This is a genomic window from Microbacterium sp. p3-SID336 (genome assembly GCF_025143365.1).
In the GTDB taxonomy this organism is placed as follows: Bacteria; Actinomycetota; Actinomycetes; order Actinomycetales; family Microbacteriaceae; genus Microbacterium.
Window position 1 is genome coordinate 1 of the sequence record NZ_JALXPE010000059.1, and the last position, 24,319, is coordinate 24,319.

Consider the following 24,319-nt stretch of genomic DNA (forward strand, 5'->3'; position numbering starts at 1 on the left):
GGCTGCGTCGGCTCCGGCGTCGGATCAGGAGCCGGAGTCGGCTCCGGGGTGGGCGTCGGTGTCGGGGTCGGCTCCGGGGTCGGCGTCGGCTCGGGGGTCGGGGCCGGCGCGGCGTCCGCCGGCACGGTCACCGTCACCACGGTCCGCACGGCCGAGTCGCCGTACTGGACGAGTCCGAGGTAGCGGGTGCCGGCGGTCAGACCGGTCCAGCTCAGCTCGAAGCTCGTCTTCTCCCCGCGCACCGCGGCGAGGGGGGTCGGCGTCGCGGTGAACGCGCCCTCGTCACCGGGGAGCACGTTGGCGTAGGTCATGTCCCACGTCATCGGTCCGGTCGTCGAGTACAGGTTCGCCACCACGAGGTAGGTGCCCGGCGTCGGCGTCGGCACCGTGACCTGCTCGTCGGCCGAGCCCGTCGCAGACTGCCACTGCTCGTAGTACCGCAGGTCCTCCGGACCCACCACCCGGTAGACGGTGAGGTCGAGGTCGCTGCCCTCGTCGTCGGAGGAGTCGAGGTCGAACCGCGAGAGCGTCGTGCCCTCCGGCACCTCGACGATCCAGGCCACGTCCTTGTTCGCGTCGCCGGAGTTCTCGTTCCCCGAATGCCCCTCGACCGGGTTGTCCGGGTCGCTGAGCAGCTGGAACGGGGTCAGACCCGAGAGGTTCAGCGCCAGATCGCCGTCGAGGCCGGGGATGATGTCCACCGTCGTGCTGCCGTCGGCACCGCTGCCGGTGACCTCGGTCGGCGCATCCGCCGTGACCGGGAACACCGCGATGGGCGAGCGCACCGTGTTCTTGGCACTCGTCCAGGTGAGCGCGCCGGTGGCCCACTGCTCGACGGGAGCGCTGGTGCTGTCGAACGTGACGGTGAAGGTCTTCGACTGCCCCGGCTTGTCGAACGTGAGCTGCGACGGGGTGACGGTGACGTTCACGCCGGGGACCGAGGCCTTCGCGGTGAACACGCCCTTCTCGGTCGAGGTGACCGTGCGGGTGACGGTCTGCGCGCTGGCCAGAGACCCGATGGAGATCGAGGCCTGGTTCAGGTCGCTGCCGTCGATGGGGTCGATGCCGGGGAAGTCCGACAGCCCCTTCCCGTCGAGGAAGGCCGCCCAGTCCTTGTAGCCGTTGAGGTACAGCAGCCCCGGGTTCAGGTAGCGCTTGGCGTCGATCTGCCCTGCGCCCTGCTCGAAGGGGTTCGTGTTCGCCGAGCCGTCGGGAAGCACGGTGTCGGAGGCGGTGGTCATCATCGCCGAACGGATCTCCCCGGGCGTCGCCCGCGGATGCTCCCCGAGGTACAGCGCCCCGAGACCCGCGATGTGCGGGGAGGCCATCGACGTGCCGGAGAGGATGCCGAAGGTCGGCTGCTCGCCCGGCGCGTTGTGCGTGGCGGCGAGGATCGCGACACCCGGCGCCGCGATGTCCGGCTTCAGGACATCGGTGCCGTCCGCCAGGACAGGACCGCGGCTGGAGAAGCCCGCGATCTGCGGCGTCGGGGTGGTGACCCCGGTGGTGTTCTCGCCGACGAGGGTGATCGGGCGATCGACTCCGCCCTGCACGTAGGCGAGCACGGCTTCCCGGTGCACGGCGTTCAGGTGCACGGTCGGCACGGCGTGGAAGTCGTTGTCGAGCGAGTCCGCGCCACCGGGCACGTTCACCAGTACCATGCCGATACCTCCGGCGTCCTTCACCACCTGGGACTTCTCGGCGCGCGCGTTGCCGCCGCGGTCGCAGACCACGATGTGTCCCGCGACCTTCGCCGGGTCGAGGGTGCCCGGCAGGCACAGCTGCGCATCCACCGCACCGGCCGCCGCGGCGTCCACGGCGGCGATGGAGGGCCCGGAGACGCTCTGGCCGAACGGCACGCTCACGGAGGCGCCGGCCTGCGCGAACCCGTCGAACTGCACAGTGCCCTCCCACGTCGGGATGGTGGAGGCGGCGACCGTCATGTACCAGGGCGACGCGTGGTCGGCCGTGACCGGATCCGGACCGTCGTTGCCGGCGCTGGTCGCGACGAAGACGCCGGCGGCTGCGGCGTTGAGGAATGCGAGGTCCTCCGGGGCCATCACGGTGCTCGCGGCACCGCCGCCGATCGAGTAGTTGATCACGTCGACGCCGTCGGCGACGGCCTGATCGATCGCGGCGACGAGGTCGCTCAGCGCGCAGATGTCGTCCGTGGTCACGGTCGTATCGGGCCCGACGTAGCAGGCCTTGTACGCGGCGACCTTCGACCCGGGAGCGACGCCCGAGACGGTTCCGAAGTCGACGCCCTCGACCGCGGCCTCCACCCCGAAGTTGCCCGCCGCCGTGCTCGCCGTGTGCGAGCCGTGACCGTCGCCGTCCCGCGGCGAGAGGTAGTCGTACTGGAAGTCGAAGCCCGCGGCCTGGGCTCCCGCGAAGAAGTACTGCCCGCCGATGAGCTTCGTCGAGTAGTCGCCCTTGTCCCAGTCCTGCCCTTCGACCATGGCGCCGCGGAACTGCCCGCCGTCGGACTTGTCGAAGTACACGTAGGTGCCGTCGGTGTAGGGCTGCTGGCCCTTGTGGCGGCTGTTCTGCTTCTTCTGCTGCTTGAGCTTCTTGCCCTCGAACGACGGGTGCTCGGGGGCGATGCCGGTGTCGATCACGCCCACCACGACGCCCTCTCCGGCCTTGCTCACGCCTCCGGTCTGCTGCCACACGCCACCGCGGCCCCTGCGGTCGTCGCCGAGACCGAGGTAGTCGGTCGACGTCTGCGCATCGGGGTGACGGATCTCATCGGGGAACACGCCGAGAACATCCTTGGAGGCCCGCAGCTGATCCACCTGGTCGCCCGAGAGGTCGGCGCTGAACCCGTTGAGCACGACCTGGTAGGTGGTGTCCGGCGTGACGCCGACATCGTTGATGAGCGTGGACTGCTCGGACTCGAGGTGCTTGACGTAGCGCTGCGCATCCTGCGACTGCGTCTCGAGCTGCTCGCCTTCGGCGGGCTTCGTCGCCTTCAGTCCCTTGACGTCGCCTTCGTAGCTGGCGAGCGGATCGGCTTTCATGATCACGATGTAGTGCCCTGGCGTGCCCGCGACCGGGACGGGGTGCGTCACCTCCCCGGTCGCTGCGTAGCCGGCTGTGGCCGTCGATGCGATGAACAGCGTGGCCAGGGTGGTGGCCGCTGCCATCCGGAGGGGTGTTCGACCCATATCTCGCTCCCGATGATCTGGGTGCAGCGTCGTTGCCGCACCGCGGATCAACATAACCCCGCTCCTCGCCTCCGGATCGAGAACTGAACGATGGTCTGATGCGGGGGTGGCGATCGGTCAGGGTGGGCGGCGGCCGCCTCTGGCGAAGGTCGCCAGTAAGCTGGAGCCGTGGCCCGAACCCCCGTCCTGTCGACTCGCGTGCTGCTGATCTGCGCCGCGATCGGCGTCGCGACGGGCATCCTGGGCGGCATCGCCGGATGGGTGACGCCGGTGCTGCTCGCCAGCCCGCTGCTGTTCCTCTACGGCCTGGTGCTGGGGTCGCACGTGCTGCCCGGCATCATCGCGCAGGAGGTGCTGCGTCTGCCCCTGGTCGCCCTCATCGCGCACGTGTTCGCCGCGCTGGTCGCGAGCGCGTTCAACCCCGCCTGGGCGCTGCGGTTCATCGGCACGGCGCTGCTGTTCGGGCTGATCCAGGAGGGTGTCGCCGCGCTCACCCGGTACCGGGCCTGGGGTGCGTGGCGGTTCTTCATCTCGGCCGCGATCATCGGGGTGATCGTGGCGGTGGTGGTGTTCTTCGCCGCGAATCTGTCGGTGATGCCGCTGTGGGCGCAGATCCTCTACCTGGCGATCTCGGTGCTCGGCCCCGTCGCCTGGACCGCGGTCGGCCTCGCGGTCGGCTCCTCGCTGCGCCGGGCCGGCGTCGCCCGCCGCTGACGCCTCACATCAGCACGAGGTCGTACGCTCGCGCCGGCGCTCGTCCGCGCGATGGCGAAGGCAGGTAAGGCTCAGCTAAGTTAGAGGCACATCTCCCTCGAACCCGGAAACCGTCGTGCCCTCATCTGTGCCCCTGCTCCGCGTGTGCGAGCTCACCCTCACGCACGCCGATGCGACGCACCCGTCCCCGCGCGACGTCACGTTCGACATCACCCCCGGGGAGGTCGTGCTGCTGCTCGGGCCGTCCGGCTCCGGCAAGTCCACCCTCACCCTCGCCCTGAACGGCCTCATCCCGCACGCGCTGCCCGCGCAGATGACCGGGACGGTCGAGGCCGGGGGCATCGACACCGCCACCGCACAGACCGCCACCCTGAGCACGCACGTGGCGATGGTGTTCCAGGACCCGGACGCCCAGATCGTCACGGGCACCGTGTACGACGAGGTCGCATTCGGGCCCGAGAACCTGCTGCTCCCGCTCGAGACGGTGCGCGCCCGCGTCGAGGACGCGCTGCGCCGGGTGGGACTCTGGGAGCGGCGGGACGACAACCCCGATCACCTCTCCGGCGGCGGGCGACAGCGCCTCGCGATCGCCTGCGCCCTGGCGATGGGCTCACCGCTGATCGTGCTCGACGAGCCCACCGCGAACCTCGACCCGCAGGGCATCGACGACGTCTACGCCGCCCTGACGGACGTGGTGGCCGCCGGCGACAGGGCCATCCTGCTCGTGGAGCACAACCTGGACGCCGCGATGGCGTTCGTCACCCGGACCATCGTGCTGGACCGTGACGGACGCGTGGCGTTCGACGGCCCCGCGGCCTCGATCATCCGGGAACACGCCGACGAGCTCGTGGCGATGGGCGTGTGGCTGCCCGCCGCCACCCTCGCCGCCCTGCGCCTGCGCCGTCAGGGCCACCGACTCGACCCGCTGCCGCTCTCGCCCGGGGAGCTCGCTGCCGCGCTCGCCTCGGCACCGGAATCGGCGCGGCACGGCGGGACACTCACCGTCGCCACTCCCGCGCCGGGCTCTCCGGCCACTCCCGCTGGCACTCCGGCGCCCGGCTCTCCGGCCACTCCCGCCACCGGCGTCTCCGCCGCGGCTCCCGCGCCCGGGTCTCCGGGCACTCCCACCGCTGGCGTCTCCACCGCGGCTCCCGCTGCCCGCGCTCCCGCCACTCCCGCCCGCGAGGCGAACACGGAACCGGGGCGCGGCGACGCCTCCCGTCCCGTCTCCGACGGAGGGGCGGCACCCATCATCCGCGCGCGCGACCTCACGGTGACCCGACGACGCACGCCGATCCTGCACGGCATCGACCTCGACCTCGACGCCGGGACCTTCACCGCGATCGTCGGGGCGAACGGTGCGGGCAAGACCACGCTCATCCAGGCGCTCGCCGGGGTCGTCCCGCCGCCGCGCGGCCGGATCTCGATCGACGGCATCGACCCGGGCACCGCGTCGCCGCGCGACCTCGCCGCCCGCATCGGGTTCGTGTTCCAGAACCCCGAGCATCAGTTCATCGCCGCGACCGTGTTCGACGAACTCGCGCACGGGCTGCGGCTGCGGCACGTGCCGGACGACGAGGTGACCGCGCGCGTCGACGAGATGCTGACGCGGTTCGGTCTCGCGCACAAGGCGGCGGTGCATCCGTTCCTGCTCTCCGGCGGCGAGAAGCGACGGCTGTCCGTCGGCACAGCCCTCATCACCCGCCCTCGGGTGCTCGCGCTCGACGAGCCGACGTTCGGCCAGGATCGGGCCAGAGCCGCCGAACTGCTCGACCTGCTGCAGAGCCTGCGCGCGGACGGCACCACCGTGGTCATCGTCACGCACGACCTGCAGCTGGTGGCCGAGCACACCACGCACACGCTCGTGCTCGCGGACGGCAGGGTCGCAGCGGCCGGCCCCACGGCGGAGCTGTTCTCCGATCCGGCGCTGTTCGCCCGCGCCGGCCTGCGGCTCCCCGCCCTGCAGCGCGTGCTCGCCGACGCCGGAGTGGCGGTGGCCCCGTGACCGCGGCCGCCTTCGACCCCTACGCGCAGCTGACGGCCACCGCACGCCACCAGTTCCTGTACGCGCTCAACCCGCTCGCGAAGGTCGCCGGGTTCGCCCCGGCCATGGTGCTGCTCGTCTTCGTGCGCGACCTGGCCACCCCCGCCGCGTTCCTGGTGCTCGCGTACGCCCTGATCCTGATCGGGGCACGGGTCACGCCCCGCCTGCTGGCGCTGCTGCTGATCGGGCTGCCCGTCGGCATGGCCGCGATCGCCCTCGGGTTCTCGCTGTGGGTCGACGCCGCGCGGGTGGACGAGAGCGCCCCCGTGCTGACCCTCGGCGGCTGGACGCTCTACAGCGGCGCCCTGCTGATCGGGGCGGCGACCGCGCTGCGCCTCGGGGCGATCGTGGCGCTCGCTCTCGTGGGCGGCCTGACCACGAGCGGGTCCGACCTGGTGCGCGCCAGCGTGCAGCAGCTGCGTGTGCCGTACCGCATCGGCTACACGGCCCTCGCGGCCTTCCGGTTCGTACCGCGGTTCGGCCACGAGCTCTCCGTCATCCGCGCGGCGCATCGCGTGCGCGGGTACCACGGCGGCCGCGGCCCGTTCGCGCGCATCGCCCGCGGATGGGGGTACATCGTGCCCCTGCTCGCCGGTGCGATCCGCCACGCCGAGCGTGTCGCCCTCGCGATGGACTCCCGCGCGTTCGGCGCCCACCCGACCCGCACCGAGCGGCATCTCGTGCCGTTCCGCCGGCGTGACGCGGTCTTCACCGTGCTCATGCTCGTGGCGTCCGCCGCGATCTTCCTCGTGTTCTTCCCCTGGCAGCTCCCCTGAAAGGCACCCGATGGCATTCAGCAAGATGGTCAAGCCCGAGAGCGCCGAGCTCCTGCACCTCACCGTGCTGCGCAGCGAACGGCTGTCAGCGCACTGGATGCGCGTGACCCTGGGCGGCGGCGAGATCGATCGCTTCCGGCCGATGGGCTACGACCAGTGGTTCCGACTCTTCCTGCCGATCGGCGGTGAAGCGGGGCTCGAGCGCGTGCCGGCGAAGGCCAACAGGATGTTCGGCTACCTCCGGTTCCTCCGCATCCCCGACGGCGAGCGGCCCGTGATGCGCAACTACACGGTGCGGGCGTATCGCCCTGCCACCGCGGACGCGGGCGCGGAGATCGACGTCGACTTCGTCCTGCACGGATCCGCCGACGACGGCACCGCCGGCCCGGCGTCGCGGTGGGCCGAGACCTGCACGCCCGGGGAGCACGTGCTCATCATCGACGAGGGCCTGGCCTTCAACCCGCAGCGGGGCACGGATCGGGTGGTGCTCGTCGGCGACGAGACCGCGCTGCCCGCGATCGCGTCGATCAGCGGGTCGCTCCCGGCGCACGCGACGGGCACCGCGATCGTCGAGGTCCCGTCGGCGGAGGATGCGCTCGACTTCCCCCGGCCGCCCGGCGTCGAGCTGATCTGGATCGTCCGCCCGGATGGCACCGCCCCCGGGATCCTCGCGCTGGAGACTCTCAGCCGCACCGAGCTGCCGACCGCGCCGTTGCACGCCTATGCGGCAGGCGAGCAGGCGCTGGCGTCGGGCGCCCGCAAGCTGCTGGTCGGCGAGCGCGGCGTCGACAAGAACGCGGTGAGCTTCTGCGGCTACTGGAAGATCGGCGCCGCCGCCCCCGCCTCCAAGGCCGCCCGCGAGGCCGCCGCGGAGCCCCGCGCATGAGCGGCACCGAGGCCACGAACGGCCGCGCCGGTGCGGCCGCACCGGGGTCGCACCCCGAACCGACGCCCGTCCCGGCCTCCCGGAGCCGCCGCTTCCGCTTCCCGACGGCGCTGCTGCTGACGTGCGCGGCGCTCGGCGTGGCGGGCGGACTGCTGCTCGCCCCCGCGAACTGGCTCTCGACCATCCTGTTCCCCGGTCTGCCGTTCGTGAGCGTCGGCCTCGCGGGGCTGTGGCTGCTGCCGTCCGTCATCGCGCTGCGTCTGCTGCGTCGACCGCTCGTGGGACTGCTGGTCGGCCTGCTCGCGGGGCTCGTGATCGTGCCCTTCTCGGGCTACGGCTTCGGCAGCGTCGCCACGAACCTGTGGTGGGCGGCCTTCACCGAGCTGCCGTTCCTGTTCGTGATGTGGCGGTACTGGGGAACCTGGCTGCACTACATCGGCGCGGCCGTCGTGGGCATCGTGTATCCGCTGTTGGCGTGGGCATCGTTCGACCTGGGCTCGTTCCCGGTCGGCACCCGAGTGCTGTTCTTCGCCATCACCCTCGCCAGCTGCCTCGGCGGCACCGCACTCGGCATCCTGATCGCGGATCGTCTGCGCGCCGCCGGCGTCGGCCCTCGTCGCTGAGTCTTCCGATCGCCCCGGTCGCTACAGCGACAGGTGCAGGCGCAGGGCCTCGTCGAGTTCCGCCATCAGCTCTGCCGGAATCCAGCCGGCGGGGCGCACGATGCGCGCGACCGCCACGGTGCGCACCTGCTCGGCCTACTCCGGTAGCACCGTGGGTAGCACTGCTGGAATCGGGCACTGCCACGGCGAGCGTCCGGACGTGAACGCACCCCCGGAGGAGTCCGGGGGTGCGTTCGGAACGTGCCGCGCGGGCGCCGCGTCAGCGCTTGCCGGCGATCTGCCGGCCGACGATCTCGCGCATGATCTCGTTAGTGCCGCCGTAGATGCGGTGCACGCGGGCGTCGAGGAACGCGCGCGCGATGGGGTACTCGGTGATGTAGCCGTAGCCGCCGTGCAGCTGCACGCCCGCGTCGAGCACCTCCCACTCGCGCTCCGTCGCCCAGAACTTGACCTTCGCCGCCTCCTCGGCCGAGAGCTTCCCCTCCTTGTAGGCGAGCAGCGCACGGTCGATGTACGCCCACAGCGCGTCGACCGTGGTGGCCATGTCGGCGATCGCGAACCGGCTGTTCTGGAAGTCGATGATCCGCTCGCCGAACGCCTCACGATCCTTCGTGTAGGCGACGGTCCAGTCCAGCGCGGCCTGCGCGGCGGCCGCTCCCGCGACGCCGATGGACAGGCGCTCGAGCGGCAGGTTCATCATCAGCTGGATGAAGCCCTTGCCCTCGGCACCGCCGATCAGGTTCTCCTCCGGGACGAACACGTCGGTGAAGGAGAGCTCGGCCGTGTCGTGGCCGTGGAAGCCCATCTTCTTCAGCTTCTTGCCGTGCTCGAAGCCCTCCATGCCGTCTTCGATCAGCACCAGGCTGAACGCGTCGGGGCGGTTGCCCTCGCCGGTCTTGACGAAGGTCACGACCAGGTCGGCCGTGGCGCCCGACGAGATGAACGTCTTGGCGCCGTTGACGAGGTAGCCGCCGTCGACCTTCTTCGCAGTGGTCTTGATGCCGCGCAGGTCGCTGCCCGCACCGGGCTCGGTCATCGCGAGCGCGCCGATCACCTCGCCGGTCGCCATGCGCGGCAGCCACTTCTCCTTCTGCGCCTGCGTGCCCATGTGCACGAGGTACGGGACGGCCAGGTCGTCCTGGATGCCGAACGCGCCGGCGAGCGAACCCGCACCGGCCGCGATCACCTCTTCGTTCACGATCGCGCGGAACCGATAGTCCTGCAGCATTCCCGCACCGCCGAACTCCTCGGGCACCGACAGGCCGATCAGCCCGGACTCGCCGGCCGCGCGCATCGTGGCGCGGTCGACCTCACCGTCGGCGTCCCACTTCTCGATCGCCTCACCCGTCACGTGGCGCTTGACGAAGTCCTTGACGAGGTCCCGGAATGCCTCGTGATCCTCTTCGTAGATGTCGCGTTCCATGCCGTCCTCCCGAACGTGTCGTGCGTCGTCGCTCCCGCGATTCTACGATCCACCGCGGACACGGGGCGGGACGTTGTGAGAATGCATCCCACAGATCGTGGCACTCGGTACCGCGATTGTGGAAAGCCTCAGAACCGCCGAGCGATGCAGGATCAGTGCGCGTAGTCGGGGGCGGCAGGCAGCCCGAAGAACGCCTCCAGCGTGTGGAATCCGCCCTCGTGGTAGGCCCTGGCCAGGTCGGCGCCGACATACCGGAGATGCCACGGCTCCGCGCCGTAGCCGGTCACCGCGGTGCCCGATTCCTCGTAGCGCACGATGAACCCGTACTCCCAGGCGTGCTCGGCGACCCACTGCCCCTGACCCGTCCCGCCGAACGAGTCCAGCCCGCCGCAGCCCGCGTCGCACGCGACCACGTCGAGCGCGAGACCCGTCTGGTGCTCGCTGTACCCGGGCCGCGCGGAACCGGCGTCCGCGCGATCCTGACCCTGGTCGCGCACATGCGAGTCGTACGTGGAGACCTGGAGGCCGTAGGAGCGGTAGCCGTTGTTCGCGCCGATGCGGCCGATCCCCGCCGCGGACGCCGCCTCGGCCATGGCGCCCACCGCCGCGGCGACGTCGGGGCGCACGCGGCCGGACAGCGTCGTCATCTGCAGCGGCACCGCGTCCAACGCGGGCGGCTCGTAGTCGGAGGGATCGAGCGGGAGGCTCTTGTTCACGACGACCCAGACCCGCGCGGGATCGGTGAGCGAGATGCACGGCGCGTTGCCGGCGACCACCGCCTCGCGGAACGCCGCCCCTCCGCCGAAGCCCGCGATCGTCGCCGCATCGTCTCCGTCGGCGATGGCCTGCTGCACCGCCGGATCCGCACACGGGTCGGCTGCCTCCGCCGCGTCCAGCTGCACTGCCGGCACCTGCGCGACGGCCACCGGCTCGGGCAGCGCATCGGCCGCGGAGGACGAGGGCACGGGTGTCGACGCGATCGAGAACAGCATCCCGAGGGCGGCGACGGCGAGGCCGACGGGCAGCGCGGGACCGCGGATCGGGGAACGCGGAGCCGCATGCTGGGCAAGCGGCGAGACGGTCATCCGACCATTGTCTCATTCGAAGTTTTCTCCGGATTCAGGTTGCATCGGACTCGTTCATCTGTTCGAATATGGGGATGCGGTGGCAGGGACAGAAGCTGGGTGACGTGGACGACGCCGCGCTGCCCGGGCTGGAGGATCGCAGCAGCGTTCTGCGCTCGGTGACCACTCCCGAGTTCGCCGGGATGACGTTCCACGAGGTGCTGTCGAAGTCCGCGCTCAACCACGTACCAGGGGCCTCCCGCATGCCCTTCGCCTGGACCATCAACCCCTACCGCGGCTGCAGCCATGCCTGTGTCTACTGCTTCGCCCGGGGCACGCACGAATACCTCGACCTCGACGGGGGCGCCGACTTCGACTCGCAGATCGTCGTCAAGGTCAACGTGGTGGAGGTGCTGGAGAGGGAGCTGCGCCGGGGGAGCTGGCAGCACGAGACGGTCGCGCTCGGCACCAACACCGACCCCTACCAGCGCGCAGAGGGGCGGTACAAGCTCATGCCCGGCATCATCGAGACCCTCGCCGCCTCGGGCACGCCGATGTCGATCCTGACGAAGGGGACACTGATCCGCCGGGACATCCCGCTGCTGGTGAAGGCCGCACAGCGCGTGCCCGTCGACGTGCAGATGTCGATCGCGATGTACGACGACGCGCTGCAGAAGGCGATCGAGCCCGGGGCGCCGACCACGCAGGCGCGGCTGGACACCGTGCGCGCCCTCGCCGACGCCGGGTTCCCCGTCACCGTGTTCCTCATGCCGATCATGCCGCACATGACCGACTCCCTCGACGCGATCGACAGCGCCCTCGTGCGCATCAAGGAGGCGGGAGCGCGCAGCGTGATCTACGGGGCGCTGCATCTGCGGCCCGGCGTCAAGCCGTGGTTCTTCCAGTGGCTGGAGTCCCATCGGCCCGACCTCGTGTCGTCGTACCGCGGCCTGTACCCCGGAGCGTCGGCCGAGGCGTCCAAGGCCTACCGGCAGTGGCTGGCCAAGCGCGCGCGACCGCTCATCCGCATGCACGGCCTGGACGGCCGTCATGAGGACGACTATCCGCGCCGCGGGATGCGCCCTGGCCAGGGCCACACCGCGAGTCCGGCGACGAGCGGTGCGGTGACGTTCACCACCACCGGGCGCTCGTCGGCGCCCGCGCCGCCGATGCTGTTCCGAGGCCGACGAGCAGCCGCGTAGGCTCGAGGATCATGGCGATCGGATCCACTCTCCACACCTTCGACGTGCAGCTCGCCGACACCGATCGCGGGATCTACGAGGACTTCTCCCTGCGCGCGGCACGGCATCCGTCCGAGACCGACGCGTACATGCTCACGCGGGTGCTGGCCTACGGACTGGAGTTCGCGGAGGGCATCGCCTTCGGCGGCAGCGTCTCCGACACCGAGGAGCCCGCGGTGATCGTGCGCGACCTCACCGGGAGGATCCTGGCCTGGATCGAGGTGGGCGCCCCCGACGCGGAGCGCCTCCATCACGCCAGCCGTCTCTCCGAGCGCACCGTCGTGTACACGCACCGGGACCCGGTGAAGGTGATGGCGCCGTGGGCGGACAAGCGGATCCACCGCGCGGAGGACATCCGCCTGCACAGCTTCGACGGCGGTTTCATCGACACGGCCACTCCCCTGCTCGAACGCCGGAACACGCTGAGCCTCACCGTGACCGAACGCGTGCTCTACCTCGACCTCAACGGCACCACTGTGGCGACCGCGATCCACGAGCACGAGCTCGGCTGACGCCACTCCGCCGCCCCCGGCTGCCGCCCCGGCCGCCCACTCCGGCTGCCGCTCCGTTCACAACTCCGCAGAAACAGCGCTGGACGGCGCGCGGAGGCCCCGACGCCGGTCGATTCGCCGCGTTCTTGAGGAGCTGTGAACCGGGCCGAGGCCGGACACAGACGCCGCGAGGCCCCGGGGACACAGGGTCCCGGGGGGCCTCGCGGTGAAGTCGGCCGATGCCGCCCGTCAGGCCGTCAGGTCGGCGGCTGTCGGGACCCGTCCGGCGATCTCCTCGATCACGTCGTCGTCGAGGCGGGCCTGCTCGAACGGCGCCTCGATCTCGGCGCGGTCGAGCAGTTCGGTCATCCGGCGCTGACGCTGACGCGTGATCAGCGTGACCACACGACCCGAGCGGCCGGCACGTCCCGTGCGACCAGAGCGGTGCAGATACGTCTTGTACTCGTCCGGAGCATCGGCCTGGACCACCAGGTCGATGTCGTCGACGTGGATGCCGCGCGCCGCCACATCCGTGGCCACGAGCACGGAGACCCGTCCGGACGTCAGCTTCTCGAGGTTCCTCGTGCGCTTGGCCTGGTTCAGGTCGCCATGCAGCGACACGGCCGGGATGCCCGCGTCGTCGAACTGCTCGGCCAGCATCTCCGCGTAGGCCCGGGTGCGCGCGAACACGAGGGTCTTGCCCTCCCGGTCGACGAGCGAGGTGAGGATGTCCGCCTTGTCACGGTGCTCGATCACCAGCACCCGGTGCTCGATCGTGCTGGAGTCCTGGTCCTCTCCCGCGACCTCGAACACCGCCGGCTCCACGAGGAACTCGTCCACGAGCGCCGCGACCTCGCGGTCGAGCGTGGCGGAGAACAGCAGCTTCTGGCTGCCCTCTGCCGTGCGACGCAGGATGCGCTGCACGGGCTCGACGAACCCGAGCTCGCACATGTGGTCGGCCTCGTCCAGCACCGCGATCCGGCAGTCGGACAGGTCGAGCTTGCCCTGGTTCATCAGGTCCTCGATACGGCCGGGCGTGCCGATCACGATGTCGACACCCTTCTTGAGTGCGCCGACCTGACGGCCCTGCGGCACACCGCCGTAGATCTGCGTGGTGAACAGCCCGACACTGCGGGCGATCGGCTGGATCGTGCGGTCGATCTGCAGGGCGAGCTCGCGCGTCGGAGCGAGGATGATCGCGCGCGGGGAGCGGCCGAACTCGCGGCGCTTGCCCGCCTGCGACTGCAGCACGCGCTCGACGAGGGGCGCACCGAAGGCGATGGTCTTGCCCGAGCCGGTGCGCCCGCGGGCGAGCACGTCGCGGCCTTCGAGGACGGCAGGGATGCTCGCCGCCTGGATCGGGAACGGCGTCTCCGCGCCGAGGTTCTTCAGGGTCTCGGTGATGTTGGAGCCGAGTCCGAGGTCGGCGAAGGTCACGCCCTCGACCTCGACGGCCTGCACGGCCTGGGCCTCGAGCCGCTCGTGCACCACGTCGTCGCCCGGTGCGAACCCTTCCTTGGGCTTCGCGTTCCAGTCGCTGCGGCCGGGGCGCTCCTCCCGACGCGGGCGCTCGTCGCGGCGCGGACGCTCGGTGCTGTACGCCCCTCCGGTCGACGTGCGAGGACGCTCGCGCTCACCGTCGAACGCGCGCTGCGTGCGGTCCCGGTCGAACGCACGGCGCGCCCGGTCGGCGTCGTAGGAGCGCTCGGGGCGCGATGCGCCCGAGTCGTTCGCACGGCCACGGTCGTCGCGGCCGTACCGGGGACGGTCGCCACGGCGGTCGTCGAAGCGCCCTGCGCCGCGGTCGTCGCGGTCGAGGCGCGGACGGGAGGTGCCGCGGTCGTTCGCACGGCCACGGTCGTCGCGGCGGTCGTCGAACCGCCCTGCGCCACGGTCGTCCCGCTCGAAGCGCGGACGGGAGGTGCCCCGGTCGTTCGAGCGACCCCGGTCGTCGCGGTCGTCCCGACGCGGGCGCTCGTCACGGTCGAACCGAGGGGGCTCGGCCCCACGGTCGGCATACCGCGGACGGTCGCCGCCCCGGTCGTCCCGACGCGGGCGCTCGTCACGCTCGAACCGCGGACGCGAGGTGCCGCGGTCGTCCCGACGCGGACGGTCGTCACGCTCGAACCGCGGACGCGCGCCGTCGCGGTGGTCGTTGTCGCGGAAGCCCTGGCGCTGCTGTCCGCCGCGGTCGTCGCGGCTGGCGTCGAACCGCGGACGGTCGCCACCACGGTCGAACCGCGGACGCTCGGCACCACGGTCGGCATACCGCGGACGGTCGCCGGCGCGCTCGTCCCGGTGATGCGGGGCCTCGCGGCGCCCGGACTCGGCGCGGTTGCGGATGCTGCGGGCCTCGTCGCGACCGGCACGCTCCTGGGCGCTCCACCGGCGCTTCGGGGCGCCGGTCTCGGCCTCCTCCGGGCGGAATCCGCGGTGCCCGGGGCTGCGGCTGCCGGGGCGGCGGTCGTAGCCGCCGGTCGCGCGCCGGTCGCCCGTCTCGGCGCGGGCGCCGCGCTCGTCGCGGGCGCCGTCGCGGCTCGCGGTGCCGCGGTGCCGGTCATGGAACGAGGTCTTCTTGGCGCCGTAGCGCGGCTCGAAGTTGGCGGCGGCGCGGCCGCCGCGGGGCTTCTTGCTCTTGGGCATTCGGGTGTCCTTCTGAGTTCTCGCACGAGAACAGCGCCGCGCGCACGCGCGAGCATCTCCGACCGATGCGGAGTCCGGACGATCAGCGTCCGGGGCCATTCCTGTGATGGTTGATTCGCGTCGAGCGACGCGCACCATCGGCCCCTGGACTCACACTTCACACACTGAAAAACGTCCGCGCCCTGCGCGGGTGTCCGAAGCCGACGCGTCCAGTCTACCCGCCGTCCCTGGGAGGCCCCCGCGTGCCGGCCCGCCCGCACTACGATGTCGAGGTGAACACCCTCTCCCCCACCGGCATCCAGGTGCAGCTCCGACTCGGCGACGTCACGGCGCAGGTCGCCCAGGTGGGCGCCTCGCTCCGCTCCCTCCGCATTCGCGAGGTCGACCTGGTGCCTCCGTATCCGCTGAACGTGCCGACGCCCTCCTGCTCGGGCGTGGTGCTCACGCCGTGGCCGAACCGGATCCGCGACGGCCGCTGGGATGACGACGGGACGCCGCGGCAGCTGACGATCAGCGAGCCGAAGACGGGCAATGCCAGCCACGGCCTGCTCCGATTCACGCCCTACGACGTCGAGCAGACGGAGGGCGCGGCGACCCTGCGGGCGACCGTCTTCCCGCAGACGGGCTACCCGTACCTGCTCGAGACCTCGGTGTCGTACGTGCTGACCGCGGACGGCATCGACGTGACGCACACCCTCACCAACTGGTCGGATTCCGCGGCTCCGGTCGCCCTCGGCACGCACCCGTTCCTGACGATCGGGGATGTGGACCCGCACGAGCTGGTGCTGCGGGTGGCGGCGCACACCGCGTTCGAGACCGACGAGCGGCTGCTCCCGGTCGACACCCGCCCCGCCGACGCGGCGCTCCGGGAGGGCGTGCGACTCGGGGATGTCACCCTCGACACGGGCTTCACCGACCTCGACCGCGGGGCGGACGGGCGCGTGCGCCACTCGCTGACCGCCCCCGACGGCCGCACGGTCACGCTCTGGCAGGGCGAGGGCTTCGACTTCGTGCAGGTGTACACGGCCACGAACTACCCCGGCACGCCGCTCGCGGTGGCGATCGAACCCATGACGGCGCCCGCCGACGCCTTCAACAGCGGCACGGGCCTGCGCCGCCTGGCCCCGGGCGAGACCTGGACGCTGAACTGGGGCATCACGCTCGACTGACCGTTCACAACTCAGGAGAACCGGCCGGAAAGGCCCCGATCCTCGCCTCGCGGACGGGAATCGGGGCCTTTCTCCTGAGTTGTGAACGCGCGGCTACTCGCTGTGGTGCTCGCGCAGCTCCCGCCGTGTCAGCTGCGGCGCGTGCGGCAGCGCGGTGCCGGGGGCGACCGCGGGCTCGGCGGCGGCTCCCTCGCGTGCGGGTTCGGGCCGGACGGCCGATCCGGCGGGCGCATCCGGTGCCGTCGGGCTCTCGCCGCCGCCGTCGGTACCGCCGTCGGAGCCGTCGTCCCGACGTGCACGACGCCGCTCCTTGGCGCCCTCGACGAGGTTGTACAGCGTCGGCAGCACGATCAGCGTGAGCACGGTCGACGAGATGAGCCCGCCGATCACCACGATGGCGAGCGGCTGCGAGATGAAGCCGCCGTGGCCGGTGATCCCGAGCGCCATCGGAGTGAGCGCGAGGATCGTGGCGAGCGCCGTCATCAGGATCGGCCGCAGACGCTTCTCCCCTCCCGCCATGACGGCGTCGTGTGTGGACAGCCCCTTCTCGCGGTACTGGTTGACGAGGTCGACGAGCACGATCGCATTCGTCACCACGATGCCGATCAGCATCAGCACACCGATCAGCGACGCCACGCCCAGCGGGACGCCGGTGATGATCTGCAGCAGGATGGCGCCGGTCGCAGCGAACGGCACCGAGATCAGCAGCAGCAGCGGCTGGCGCAGCGACTTGAAGGTGGCCACCATCACCACGTAGACGATCAGGATGGCCGCGAGCATCGCGAGCCCGAGCTGCGAGAACGAGTCGGCCTGCTGCGAGGCGACGCCGCCGACCTCCGCCGAGGCGCCGTCCGGAAGGTCGGCTGCCGCGAGCGCCGCCGTGACCGACTGGGTCGCGACCGCGAGGTTGTCCGAGGCGGGCGGCACGGTGACGGTGGCCGTGCGGCGTCCCTGCTCGGTCGTGATCGAGGTGGGTCCGTTGCGCTCCTCGACGGTGGCGATGTCCTGCAGCTGCACGATGCCGGTCGGGGTGGGGATCGCGAGCTGCTGCAGCGCCTCGACCGTGGTCGGCGGCTGCGGCGACACGAGGTACACGGTCAGCGCGGTGTCGTCGATCTCGACCGATCCGATCTGCTGCGGGCGCATCGTGCTGGACACGATCGAGCCCACGGCGACCTCGGAGAGCCCGACCTGGGCGGCGGCCTCCCGGTCGACCACCACGGCGATGTACGGCAGCGCCTCGGCCAGGTTGTCGGTGACCTGCCCGATGCCCTCACGGCCCTGCAGCTCGTCGACGACGGCGGAGGTGGCGGCGGCGAGGTCGTCGCCGTTCGACGCGGTCACGGTGACCTCGATGTCGCTCGACCCGAAGCCGGCGGACGAGGCCACGGTGACCTCGCCGACCTCGTCGCCGAGCCCGTCGATGGCGTCCTGCACCTCGGCGCGCAGCTTCTCCTGGTCGGCGTCGCCGTCGGTGAGCACGGAGTAGGTGACCCCTCCGCCCCCGGAGAACGCGTCGCGCAGCGCGGAACCGCTGGAGCCGATGGAGGCCTGGACGTGCTCGATGCCGTCGATGTCCAGCAGCGCCTCTTCCACGGGAACGGCAGCGTCGGACTTCGCCTGCAGGCTCGCGGTCGGACCGAGGTCCTGTGTCACGGTCATGGTGTTCTGGCCCGAGTCGCTGAGGAAGTTGACCTTCATGAGCGGCGCGGCGGCGAGCGTGGCGCCGAGCACCACGACCGCGAGGACGACCGTGATCCCGGAGTGCTTCAGCGTCCAGCCGAGGATCGGCCGGTAGACGCGCTGCAGGGCCGTGGGCGGGGCGTCCTGATGCTCGGGGTCGATCGGGTTGCCGTGCTCGTCGAGCAGCGGCTTGCCCGGCTTGAGGAACCAGTAGGCGAGCACGGGGACGATGGTCAGCGCCACCAGCAGGGACGCGACCATGGCGATCGTCACGGTCATCGCGAACGGCCGGAACAGCTCGCCCACCATGTCCCCGACGAACACGATCGGCAGGAAGACCGCGACCGTGGTGATGGTCGAGGCGGTGATGGCCGCGGCCACCTCCCGCACCGCGAGCCGGATGGCGTCGCCCTTGTCGGCGTCGCCGACGTAATGCCGTTTGATGTTCTCGATCACCACGATGGAGTCGTCCACGACGCGGCCGATCGCGATCGTGAGGGCGCCGAGCGTGAGCACGTTGAGGGAGTATCCGAACGCCTGCAGCCCGATGAACGTGATGAGCACGGACGTCGGGATCGAGATCGCGGTGACCAGGGTGGAGCGCACCGACAGCAGGAACACGAGGATGACCAACACGGCCATCACGAGCCCGAGCAGTCCCTCGGTCGCGAGGGTCTCGATCGACTGCTCGATGAACGGCGCCTGGTCGAACACGACGGTGAACTCGGCGTCGGGGAGGGCGTCGCCGATGCCGTCGAGGGCCGCGATGACGCCCTGCGACACCTCGACCGTGTTGGCGGCGGGCAGCTTCGTGATGGAGATCGACAGCGCGTCCTCGCCGTCGACGCGCGAGATGGAGGTGACCGGGTCGGACTCCTGCACGACGGTGGCGACGTCCCCGATCGTGAGGGTGCTGCCGACCAGCGGGAGCGCGGCGATCTCCTCCACCGAGGTGATCTTCGCCCCGGTCTGCACCGTGAGCGTCTCGCCGTCCTCCGTGATGTCACCACCGGGGAACAGCGTGCCGTTCTGCTGCAGCGCCGAGCTGATCGCCTGCGTGCTCTGCCCCTCCGCGGCGAGCCGCGCCACGTCCGGCGTGATGCTGATGCGCTGCCCGACGCCTCCGACGATCTCTGCGGCGTTGACGCCGTCCACGTCTTCCAGATCGGGGATCGCGACGCTCTCCAGCTCCGCCTGTGCGTTGTCCGCGTCGTCGAACCCGGTCACCGCGACCTGGATCACGGGGAAGTCGTCGATCGACACCGAGAGCACCTGCGGCGTCACGTCCTCCGGCAGCTGCGACGAGATGCGGTTGATCGCCTGCTGGATCTTCTGCTCCGCGGTCGCGAGGTTCGTGCCGTAGGCGAACATGGCCTGCACGATCGATGCGTTGGTGGTGCTGGTCGCCGTGGTCGACTCCAGATCTGGCACCCCCTGGATCGCGGACTCGATCGGCGTGGAGACGTCGTTCTCGACGACCTCGGGCGAGGCACCGGGGTACGTGGTCATGACCACGAGCGCCGGCAGCTCGAGCGACGGGATGAGCTCCTGCTTGAGGTTGGTGAGGGCGAGACCGCCGAACACCGCGGCGACGATCGTGACCAGGGCGATGAGGGCGCGGTTCTTCAGGCTGAGGATGGCGAGTTTCGACAAGGCGGTTTCCTCGGTGTCAGGGGGCTGTCGCTGCGGAAGGGGTGGAGAGGGGATCTCCGAGGATCCGCGCCAGTGCGGTCTCGATGAAGGACTGTTCGAGGTGGACGTCGCGGATGTGGGTGCTCCACATGACGCCGTCGATGAAGATCATCGCCGCTCGGGCGCGCTCTGCGCCATAGGTCGGCTCCAGGAGGTCGACGAGCCGGTCGGCGAGGTGACGGGCGAGTTCGCGCAACCGCGGGTCGTGCACCGCCGCGGTCACGACGGCGCGGTCGGCCTGCACGGCACGGCCGTCCTCGATGCTGTCGTGCACGAGGGTCGCGATCACGTCGGCCCCTGCTCCGCGCTCGGCGAGGGTCTGTCTGACACCGTCGAGCCGGCACTCGATCTCCGCGGCGAGCGCGCCGAAGGCCGCGGTGCGGAGGTCGTCGAGGGTGGCGAAGTACTGCGTGGTGGCGCCGAGCGGCAGCCCCGCGCGCGCGGCGACCAGGCGATGCGTGATGGCCTCGGCGCCGACCTCGACGATGAGCTCCGCGGCGGCGGCGACGATCTCGCGGCGGCGCGCTTCAGGGTCGCGTCGTCGGCGCGTGCCCTCCGCCATCGCTCACCCCCGGAACGTCTGTACATGTACGTTTGTACATTCGCCCGCTTGTGAGGACGCTGAGTGCCCGCCGGTCGGGCGGGGTGCGCTCAGGCCGCCGCCGCCTCCGTCTGCCCGCGCTCGAAGTAGGCCACGAGTTCCGGGTCAAGCGGCGGGATCTCAAGCGCGGATCCGTCACCGCGCAGCGAGGCCGTCGCCAGGATGCCCGCCGCGACGGCTTCGCGCGCCGCGACCGGGGAGGTGGCCGTCAGACCGCCGTGCCGCACGAACCTCAGGAACTCCGCCACGAGCAGCGCGTCGGCCCCGTCATGCCCGGCGTCCGGCACCTCGGGCACGATGAACACCTCGTCGGCCTCGGCGGCGCTCGCGTGCCTCCGGTTCCACAGCTTCACCTCGCTGCCGGCCAGGTCGCCGAAGTTCTCGATGCGCCCCTCCGTGCCGATCACGGTGTAGTTGCGCCAGTAGTCGGGAGTGAAATGGCACTGCTGGTAGGAGGCGAAGATGCCGCCCTCCAGCCGCAGGTTGACCATCGAGATGTCCTCCACGTCGATCACGGGGTGCAGACCGGTCAGCGCCGCGGGCGGCCAGTTGTCGATGCTGAACCAGTCACGCATCCGCTCCCCCTCGCGGTCCCGGCGGTCGCTGACGTCGCCGTAGACGCTCAGGCCGCCCATCGCCGCGACCTGCTCGGCGTAGGCGCCGGCGAGCCAGTGGATGATGTCGAGGTCGTGGGCGCCCTTCTGCAGCAGCAGCCCCGTGGTCCGCCGCCGGTCGGCGTGCCAGTCCTTGAAGTAGAAGTCGCCGCCGTGGCCGACGAAGTGCCGCACCCAGACGGCCTTCACCTGACCGATCCGCCCGGCCTGGATGAGCCCGCGCATCAGGGTGATGACGGGCATGTGCCGCATGTTGTGGCCGATGTAGAGACGCGTGCCCGTACGCCGCGCGGTCTCCAGCATCCGGTCGGCGTCGGCGAGGTCGATCGCGAGGGGCTTCTCGCAGAAGACTGGGACCCCGGCCTCCAGCGCGCGGATGGTCAGCGCGGCATGGGTGTCGTCCGGGGTGAGCACCATCACCGCGTCCACCCCGGAGGCGAGGAGTTCGTCGAGGGAGTCCGTGACGAGGGCGTCCGGCACGAGCAGACGCGCCTCCTCGCGGGCTCTGGCGGCGAGGTCGCACACGGCGGTGATGCGGGAGCCGAGTCCGGGGCGGTGCACCTCCTCCTGGAGGGTCGAGCGCGCGCCGAAGCCGATGATGCCGATGTGGAGGTCCAACAGAAGTCCTTCGTGAGAGGTCGATGCAGAGCGGCGCGACTCAGCGGCCGCGCGAGACGGGGGCGTCGAGGTCGGTCGAGCCGCCGGGGAGGAGCGTCCAGGAGAACTCGTGCAGGGTGCCGGGAGACGGATCGCTCTCCAGCGCCCTGTCCACGATGATGCGGGCCTGTCGCTCGTAGAAGTCGGTGGGTCCGACCGTGGTGAGGGTGGGGGCGATGAGCCGGGCGTCCGGGGTGTTGCCGACGCCGATCACCGCGACGTCGTGGGGCACGCGGAGCCCGAGCATGTGGGCGGCGTTGATCGCGGCGATCGCGGCGAAGTCCGTCGTGGCGTACACGGCCGTGGGGCGGTGCTCCCGCGACAGCAGCTCGATGGCCGCGGTGAAGGCGCTCGCCTGGGTCTCCGCGTAGGTCGCGGTCCACGCCGGGTCTCGCTCGATGCCCGCGGCCGCGAGCTTCTGCACGTAGGGCGTGTACCGCGTGACCTGCTCCCCCGCGAGCCGCACCGCGCCCTCGGCCGCGATGCAGCCGATCGCCGTGTGCCGTTCCAGGAGGTGGTCCATCGCGAGCTCGCAGCCCGGGATCGCGTCCGAGCGGATCACGTCGAACCCGTCCGGCTCCAGGTGCTCGGAGAACACCACGAGCCGCTGGCCGCGGCGGACCAGGTCGCCCAGCCGGGCGGCGGCCTCCTCGTCCAGCCCCACGCCGTCGAGATAGGCCACGTCGCTCTCCACGCGGTCGAGCGCGGCGTGCCAGTCGCCGTCCGCGAGGATGAGGGTGGTCAGGCCGTGCTTGTTCGCCTCGGCGTTCACGGCCTCGGCCACCGCGAGCGACCACGGGTCGCTGAGCATGTGGAGTGACAGCTGCACCATGCCGCTGCGACCCGTGCGGATCGCCCGTGCCGCGGTGTTCGGCCGGTAGTTCAGCTCGTCCGCCGCCGCGAGGACCCTGGCTGCGGTGGCCTCGGCCACGCCCGCACCGGTCGCCCCGGCTCGACCGGAGAACACGTACGACACGGTCGCGGTGGAGACTCCGGCGCGCTCGGCGACCATCCGCAGGGTCGGGCGGCGGCTCGGTGCGTGCTCACGCTGTGCCATGGCTCATCCCTTCGTCCCGCTGAACGCGATGCCCTGGATGAACTGCCGCTGCAGGATCATGAAGGTCACCAGCATGGGGAGGGTCGCCAGCAGGGCGCCCGCCATCAGGACCGGGTAGTCGGTGCCGTGGATGCCGACGAGCTGCGAGAGCCCGACCGACAGCGGCATCCTCGCCGGGTCCGTCGTCACGATCAGCGGCCACAGCAGATCGTTCCAGGACCACAGCACGGTGAACACCACAAGTGCGATGATGCCAGGCTTCGCGAGCGGAACCATGATCCGCCAGAAGGTCTGCCACGGATTCGCGCCGTCGATGCGGGCGGCCTCCTCCAGCTCGGCCGGCATCGAGAGGAAGAACTGCCGCATCAGGAAGGTCCCGAAGGCGCTGAAGATGCCCGGCACGATGAGCGCCTGCAGCGTGTTCAGCCAGCCGAGCGACTGGATGATCTCGTACTGCGGCAGCAGGTAGAGCTGGGAGGGCACCATCAGCACCGACAGGAACACGACGAACAGCGCGTTGCGTCCGGGGAACGGGATCCGCGCGAAGGCGTAGCCGGCCATGGTGCACAGCACGACCTGTCCGACGGTGCGGCCCACCGTGAGCAGCACCGAGTTCAGGAACATCTGCCCGAACGGCATCGAGTCGAACACCTCGGCGAAGTTGGTGAACACCCACTCGCGCGGCAGGAACGACGGCGGCACCTGCACCGAGTCGGACAGCGTCTTGAACGACGTCAGCAGCTGCCAGACGAAGGGGAACACCATGAGCACGGCGCCGAGGATCAGCACGACGTGGACGGCCCACAGGCCCCGGTTCCGCGGCTTCCCGGCGGCGCGCGCCCGGGCGGGTGCGGCGCCGACGACGGCGCGGGTGTCGAGGGAGGCGTCACTCATAGTGCACCCACTTCTTCTGCAGGCGGAACTGCACGACCGTCAGCACCAGGATGATGAGCAGCAGCAGGAAGGCGACCGCGGCCGCGTACCCGCGGTCGTTGTCGAGGAAGCCCGCTTCGTAGAACAGGTACACGACCGTGCGGGTGTTCGGCATCGCGGGGTTGCTGCGGCCGAGCATCATGTAGATGAGGTCGAACACCTGCAGGGCGCCGATCACGCTGATGACGCTCACGAAGAAGATCGACGGGGACAGCAGCGGGATGGTGATCGAGAAGAACTTCCGCACGGGCCCTGCGCCGTCGAGGTCGGCGGCCTCCATGATGGTGTCGGGAATCCCCTGGAGCCCGGCGAGGAAGATCACGATGTTGGTGCCGAGTCCGGCCCAGATGCCGACCACGGCGATCGCGACGAGAGCGGTGTTCGGGTCGGTGAGCCAGCTCCGCCCTTCGATCCCGACGGCGCCCAACGCGGCGTTGAGCACGCCGTAGTCGCCGTTGTAGATCATCCGCCAGACGAGGGCGATCGCGGCGGGCATCGTCACGACGGGGATGAAGTAGAGCGTGCGGTAGGCACTGCGTCCCTTCAGCCCCGCGGTGTTCAGGAGCGCCGCGATGGCCACCGCGATCGGGATGCCGATCAGGGCGATGACCGTGTAGATCGCGGTGTTGCGCAGCGCTCCGAGCAGCTCGGGCTCCTGGAACAGCCGCGCGTAGTTCTCCCATCCGACCCACTCGGAGCCCCCGAAGGGTCCGGTCTTCGTGAAGGAGATGAGGAGCGTGCGGACGGTCGGCCACAGGTAGAACACGGCCAGGCCGAGGGCGGTGGGCCCGAGGAACACGAGCGCCCACCACGGCGAGGCGCCGGGAGTGCGGCGGCGGGG

The 24,319-nt window shown here is 71.0% G+C and carries 19 protein-coding genes; 8 read left to right on the forward strand and 11 right to left on the reverse strand.

Going from position 1 to position 24,319, the window contains the following annotated elements; all coding sequences use genetic code 11:
• A partial coding sequence (locus M3C17_RS15385; protein ID WP_259978791.1) for a S8 family peptidase occupies window positions 1-3,146 on the reverse strand: 3,146 nt, incomplete at its 3' end.
• A 189-nt stretch (window positions 3,147-3,335) separates the two neighbouring features.
• Here M3C17_RS15385 and M3C17_RS15390 point away from each other — a divergent pair.
• The 5 genes from M3C17_RS15390 (at window position 3,336) to M3C17_RS15410 (ending at window position 8,210) form a co-directional block, all read left to right on the forward strand.
• Window positions 3,336-3,881 (forward strand): ECF transporter S component, encoded by a 546-nt coding sequence (locus M3C17_RS15390; protein ID WP_259978792.1) that lies wholly within the window; start codon window positions 3,336-3,338, stop codon window positions 3,879-3,881.
• Window positions 3,882-3,996: 115 nt separating this feature from the next.
• On the forward strand, window positions 3,997-5,886 hold the full coding sequence (locus M3C17_RS15395) for an ABC transporter ATP-binding protein (RefSeq protein ID WP_259978793.1): 1,890 nt from the start codon (window positions 3,997-3,999) through the stop codon (window positions 5,884-5,886).
• A complete protein-coding gene (locus M3C17_RS15400) occupies window positions 5,883-6,701 on the forward strand; it encodes an energy-coupling factor transporter transmembrane component T (RefSeq protein ID WP_259978794.1) in 819 nt (272 codons plus the stop codon). The genes M3C17_RS15395 and M3C17_RS15400 overlap by 4 nt, the downstream gene beginning before the upstream one ends.
• A 10-nt stretch (window positions 6,702-6,711) precedes the next feature.
• Window positions 6,712-7,587 carry a siderophore-interacting protein gene (locus tag M3C17_RS15405; RefSeq protein ID WP_259978795.1) on the forward strand — a complete coding sequence of 292 codons (876 nt, stop codon included), beginning with the start codon at window positions 6,712-6,714 and terminating at the stop codon, window positions 7,585-7,587.
• Window positions 7,584-8,210 (forward strand): ECF transporter S component, encoded by a 627-nt coding sequence (locus M3C17_RS15410; RefSeq protein ID WP_259978796.1) that lies wholly within the window; start codon window positions 7,584-7,586, stop codon window positions 8,208-8,210. The genes M3C17_RS15405 and M3C17_RS15410 overlap by 4 nt, the downstream gene beginning before the upstream one ends.
• A 21-nt stretch (window positions 8,211-8,231) precedes the next feature.
• On the opposite strand, the gene M3C17_RS15415 is transcribed toward M3C17_RS15410, so the two are convergent.
• From M3C17_RS15415 to M3C17_RS15425, 3 genes are all read right to left on the reverse strand, one after another.
• Window positions 8,232-8,336, reverse strand: coding sequence for a type II toxin-antitoxin system PemK/MazF family toxin (locus tag M3C17_RS15415; RefSeq protein WP_259978797.1), 105 nt, complete (start codon window positions 8,334-8,336; stop codon window positions 8,232-8,234).
• Window positions 8,337-8,469: 133 nt separating this feature from the next.
• Complete coding sequence (locus M3C17_RS15420) at window positions 8,470-9,633, reverse strand: acyl-CoA dehydrogenase family protein (protein WP_259978798.1); 1,164 nt, start codon at window positions 9,631-9,633, stop codon at window positions 8,470-8,472.
• Window positions 9,634-9,785: 152 nt separating this feature from the next.
• Window positions 9,786-10,718: a M15 family metallopeptidase gene (locus M3C17_RS15425; protein ID WP_259978799.1), complete on the reverse strand. Its 933-nt coding sequence runs from the start codon at window positions 10,716-10,718 to the stop codon at window positions 9,786-9,788.
• 74 nt (window positions 10,719-10,792) lie between these two features.
• Here M3C17_RS15425 and M3C17_RS15430 point away from each other — a divergent pair, with 74 nt between their 5' ends.
• Together M3C17_RS15430 and M3C17_RS15435 are read left to right on the forward strand one after the other, a co-directional pair.
• Window positions 10,793-11,899 carry an Rv2578c family radical SAM protein gene (locus M3C17_RS15430; protein ID WP_259978800.1) on the forward strand — a complete coding sequence of 369 codons (1,107 nt, stop codon included), beginning with the start codon at window positions 10,793-10,795 and terminating at the stop codon, window positions 11,897-11,899.
• Between the two features lie 11 nt (window positions 11,900-11,910).
• Complete coding sequence (locus M3C17_RS15435; RefSeq protein WP_259978801.1) at window positions 11,911-12,450, forward strand: YaeQ family protein; 540 nt, start codon at window positions 11,911-11,913, stop codon at window positions 12,448-12,450.
• A gap of 228 nt (window positions 12,451-12,678) precedes the next feature.
• Here M3C17_RS15435 and M3C17_RS15440 read toward each other — a convergent pair whose 3' ends face one another.
• A complete protein-coding gene (locus M3C17_RS15440) occupies window positions 12,679-15,072 on the reverse strand; it encodes a DEAD/DEAH box helicase (RefSeq protein ID WP_259978802.1) in 2,394 nt (797 codons plus the stop codon).
• A gap of 272 nt (window positions 15,073-15,344) precedes the next feature.
• Between M3C17_RS15440 and M3C17_RS15445 the strand changes: the two genes are divergently transcribed.
• The gene (locus M3C17_RS15445; protein ID WP_259978803.1) at window positions 15,345-16,241 is read left to right on the forward strand and encodes an aldose 1-epimerase family protein; all 897 of its coding nucleotides are present in this window, start codon (window positions 15,345-15,347) and stop codon (window positions 16,239-16,241) included.
• 93 nt (window positions 16,242-16,334) lie between these two features.
• Here the strand turns inward: M3C17_RS15445 and M3C17_RS15450 are convergent, their stop codons facing one another.
• The 6 genes from M3C17_RS15450 to M3C17_RS15475 all read right to left on the reverse strand — a co-directional run.
• Window positions 16,335-19,577: an efflux RND transporter permease subunit gene (locus tag M3C17_RS15450; protein WP_259978804.1), complete on the reverse strand. Its 3,243-nt coding sequence runs from the start codon at window positions 19,575-19,577 to the stop codon at window positions 16,335-16,337.
• Window positions 19,578-19,593: 16 nt separating this feature from the next.
• Complete coding sequence (locus M3C17_RS15455) at window positions 19,594-20,178, reverse strand: TetR/AcrR family transcriptional regulator (RefSeq protein WP_259978805.1); 585 nt, start codon at window positions 20,176-20,178, stop codon at window positions 19,594-19,596.
• An 89-nt stretch (window positions 20,179-20,267) separates the two neighbouring features.
• Window positions 20,268-21,449: a Gfo/Idh/MocA family protein gene (locus M3C17_RS15460; RefSeq protein WP_259978806.1), complete on the reverse strand. Its 1,182-nt coding sequence runs from the start codon at window positions 21,447-21,449 to the stop codon at window positions 20,268-20,270.
• Window positions 21,450-21,489: 40 nt separating this feature from the next.
• The gene (locus M3C17_RS15465) at window positions 21,490-22,545 is read right to left on the reverse strand and encodes a LacI family DNA-binding transcriptional regulator (RefSeq protein ID WP_259978807.1); all 1,056 of its coding nucleotides are present in this window, start codon (window positions 22,543-22,545) and stop codon (window positions 21,490-21,492) included.
• 3 nt (window positions 22,546-22,548) lie between these two features.
• On the reverse strand, window positions 22,549-23,439 hold the full coding sequence (locus M3C17_RS15470; protein WP_259978808.1) for a carbohydrate ABC transporter permease: 891 nt from the start codon (window positions 23,437-23,439) through the stop codon (window positions 22,549-22,551).
• On the reverse strand, window positions 23,432-24,319 hold an 888-nt coding region (locus M3C17_RS15475; protein WP_259978809.1), incomplete at its 5' end, for a carbohydrate ABC transporter permease. The genes M3C17_RS15470 and M3C17_RS15475, both read right to left, overlap by 8 nt.

Bases quoted from the DNA above. Each gene is read 5' to 3' on its own strand.
- M3C17_RS15465 (WP_259978807.1), bottom strand. From the start codon at position 22,545: ATGGCACAGCGTGAGCACGCACCGAGCCGCCGCCCGACCCTGCGGATG.
- M3C17_RS15405 (WP_259978795.1), top strand. From the start codon at position 6,712: ATGGCATTCAGCAAGATGGTCAAGCCCGAGAGCGCCGAGCTCCTGCAC.
- M3C17_RS15430 (WP_259978800.1), top strand. From the start codon at position 10,793: ATGCGGTGGCAGGGACAGAAGCTGGGTGACGTGGACGACGCCGCGCTG.
- M3C17_RS15470 (WP_259978808.1), bottom strand. From the start codon at position 23,439: ATGAGTGACGCCTCCCTCGACACCCGCGCCGTCGTCGGCGCCGCACCC.
- M3C17_RS15420 (WP_259978798.1), bottom strand. From the start codon at position 9,633: ATGGAACGCGACATCTACGAAGAGGATCACGAGGCATTCCGGGACCTC.
- M3C17_RS15455 (WP_259978805.1), bottom strand. From the start codon at position 20,178: ATGGCGGAGGGCACGCGCCGACGACGCGACCCTGAAGCGCGCCGCCGC.
- M3C17_RS15410 (WP_259978796.1), top strand. From the start codon at position 7,584: ATGAGCGGCACCGAGGCCACGAACGGCCGCGCCGGTGCGGCCGCACCG.
- M3C17_RS15435 (WP_259978801.1), top strand. From the start codon at position 11,911: ATGGCGATCGGATCCACTCTCCACACCTTCGACGTGCAGCTCGCCGAC.
- M3C17_RS15425 (WP_259978799.1), bottom strand. From the start codon at position 10,718: ATGACCGTCTCGCCGCTTGCCCAGCATGCGGCTCCGCGTTCCCCGATC.
- M3C17_RS15440 (WP_259978802.1), bottom strand. From the start codon at position 15,072: ATGCCCAAGAGCAAGAAGCCCCGCGGCGGCCGCGCCGCCGCCAACTTC.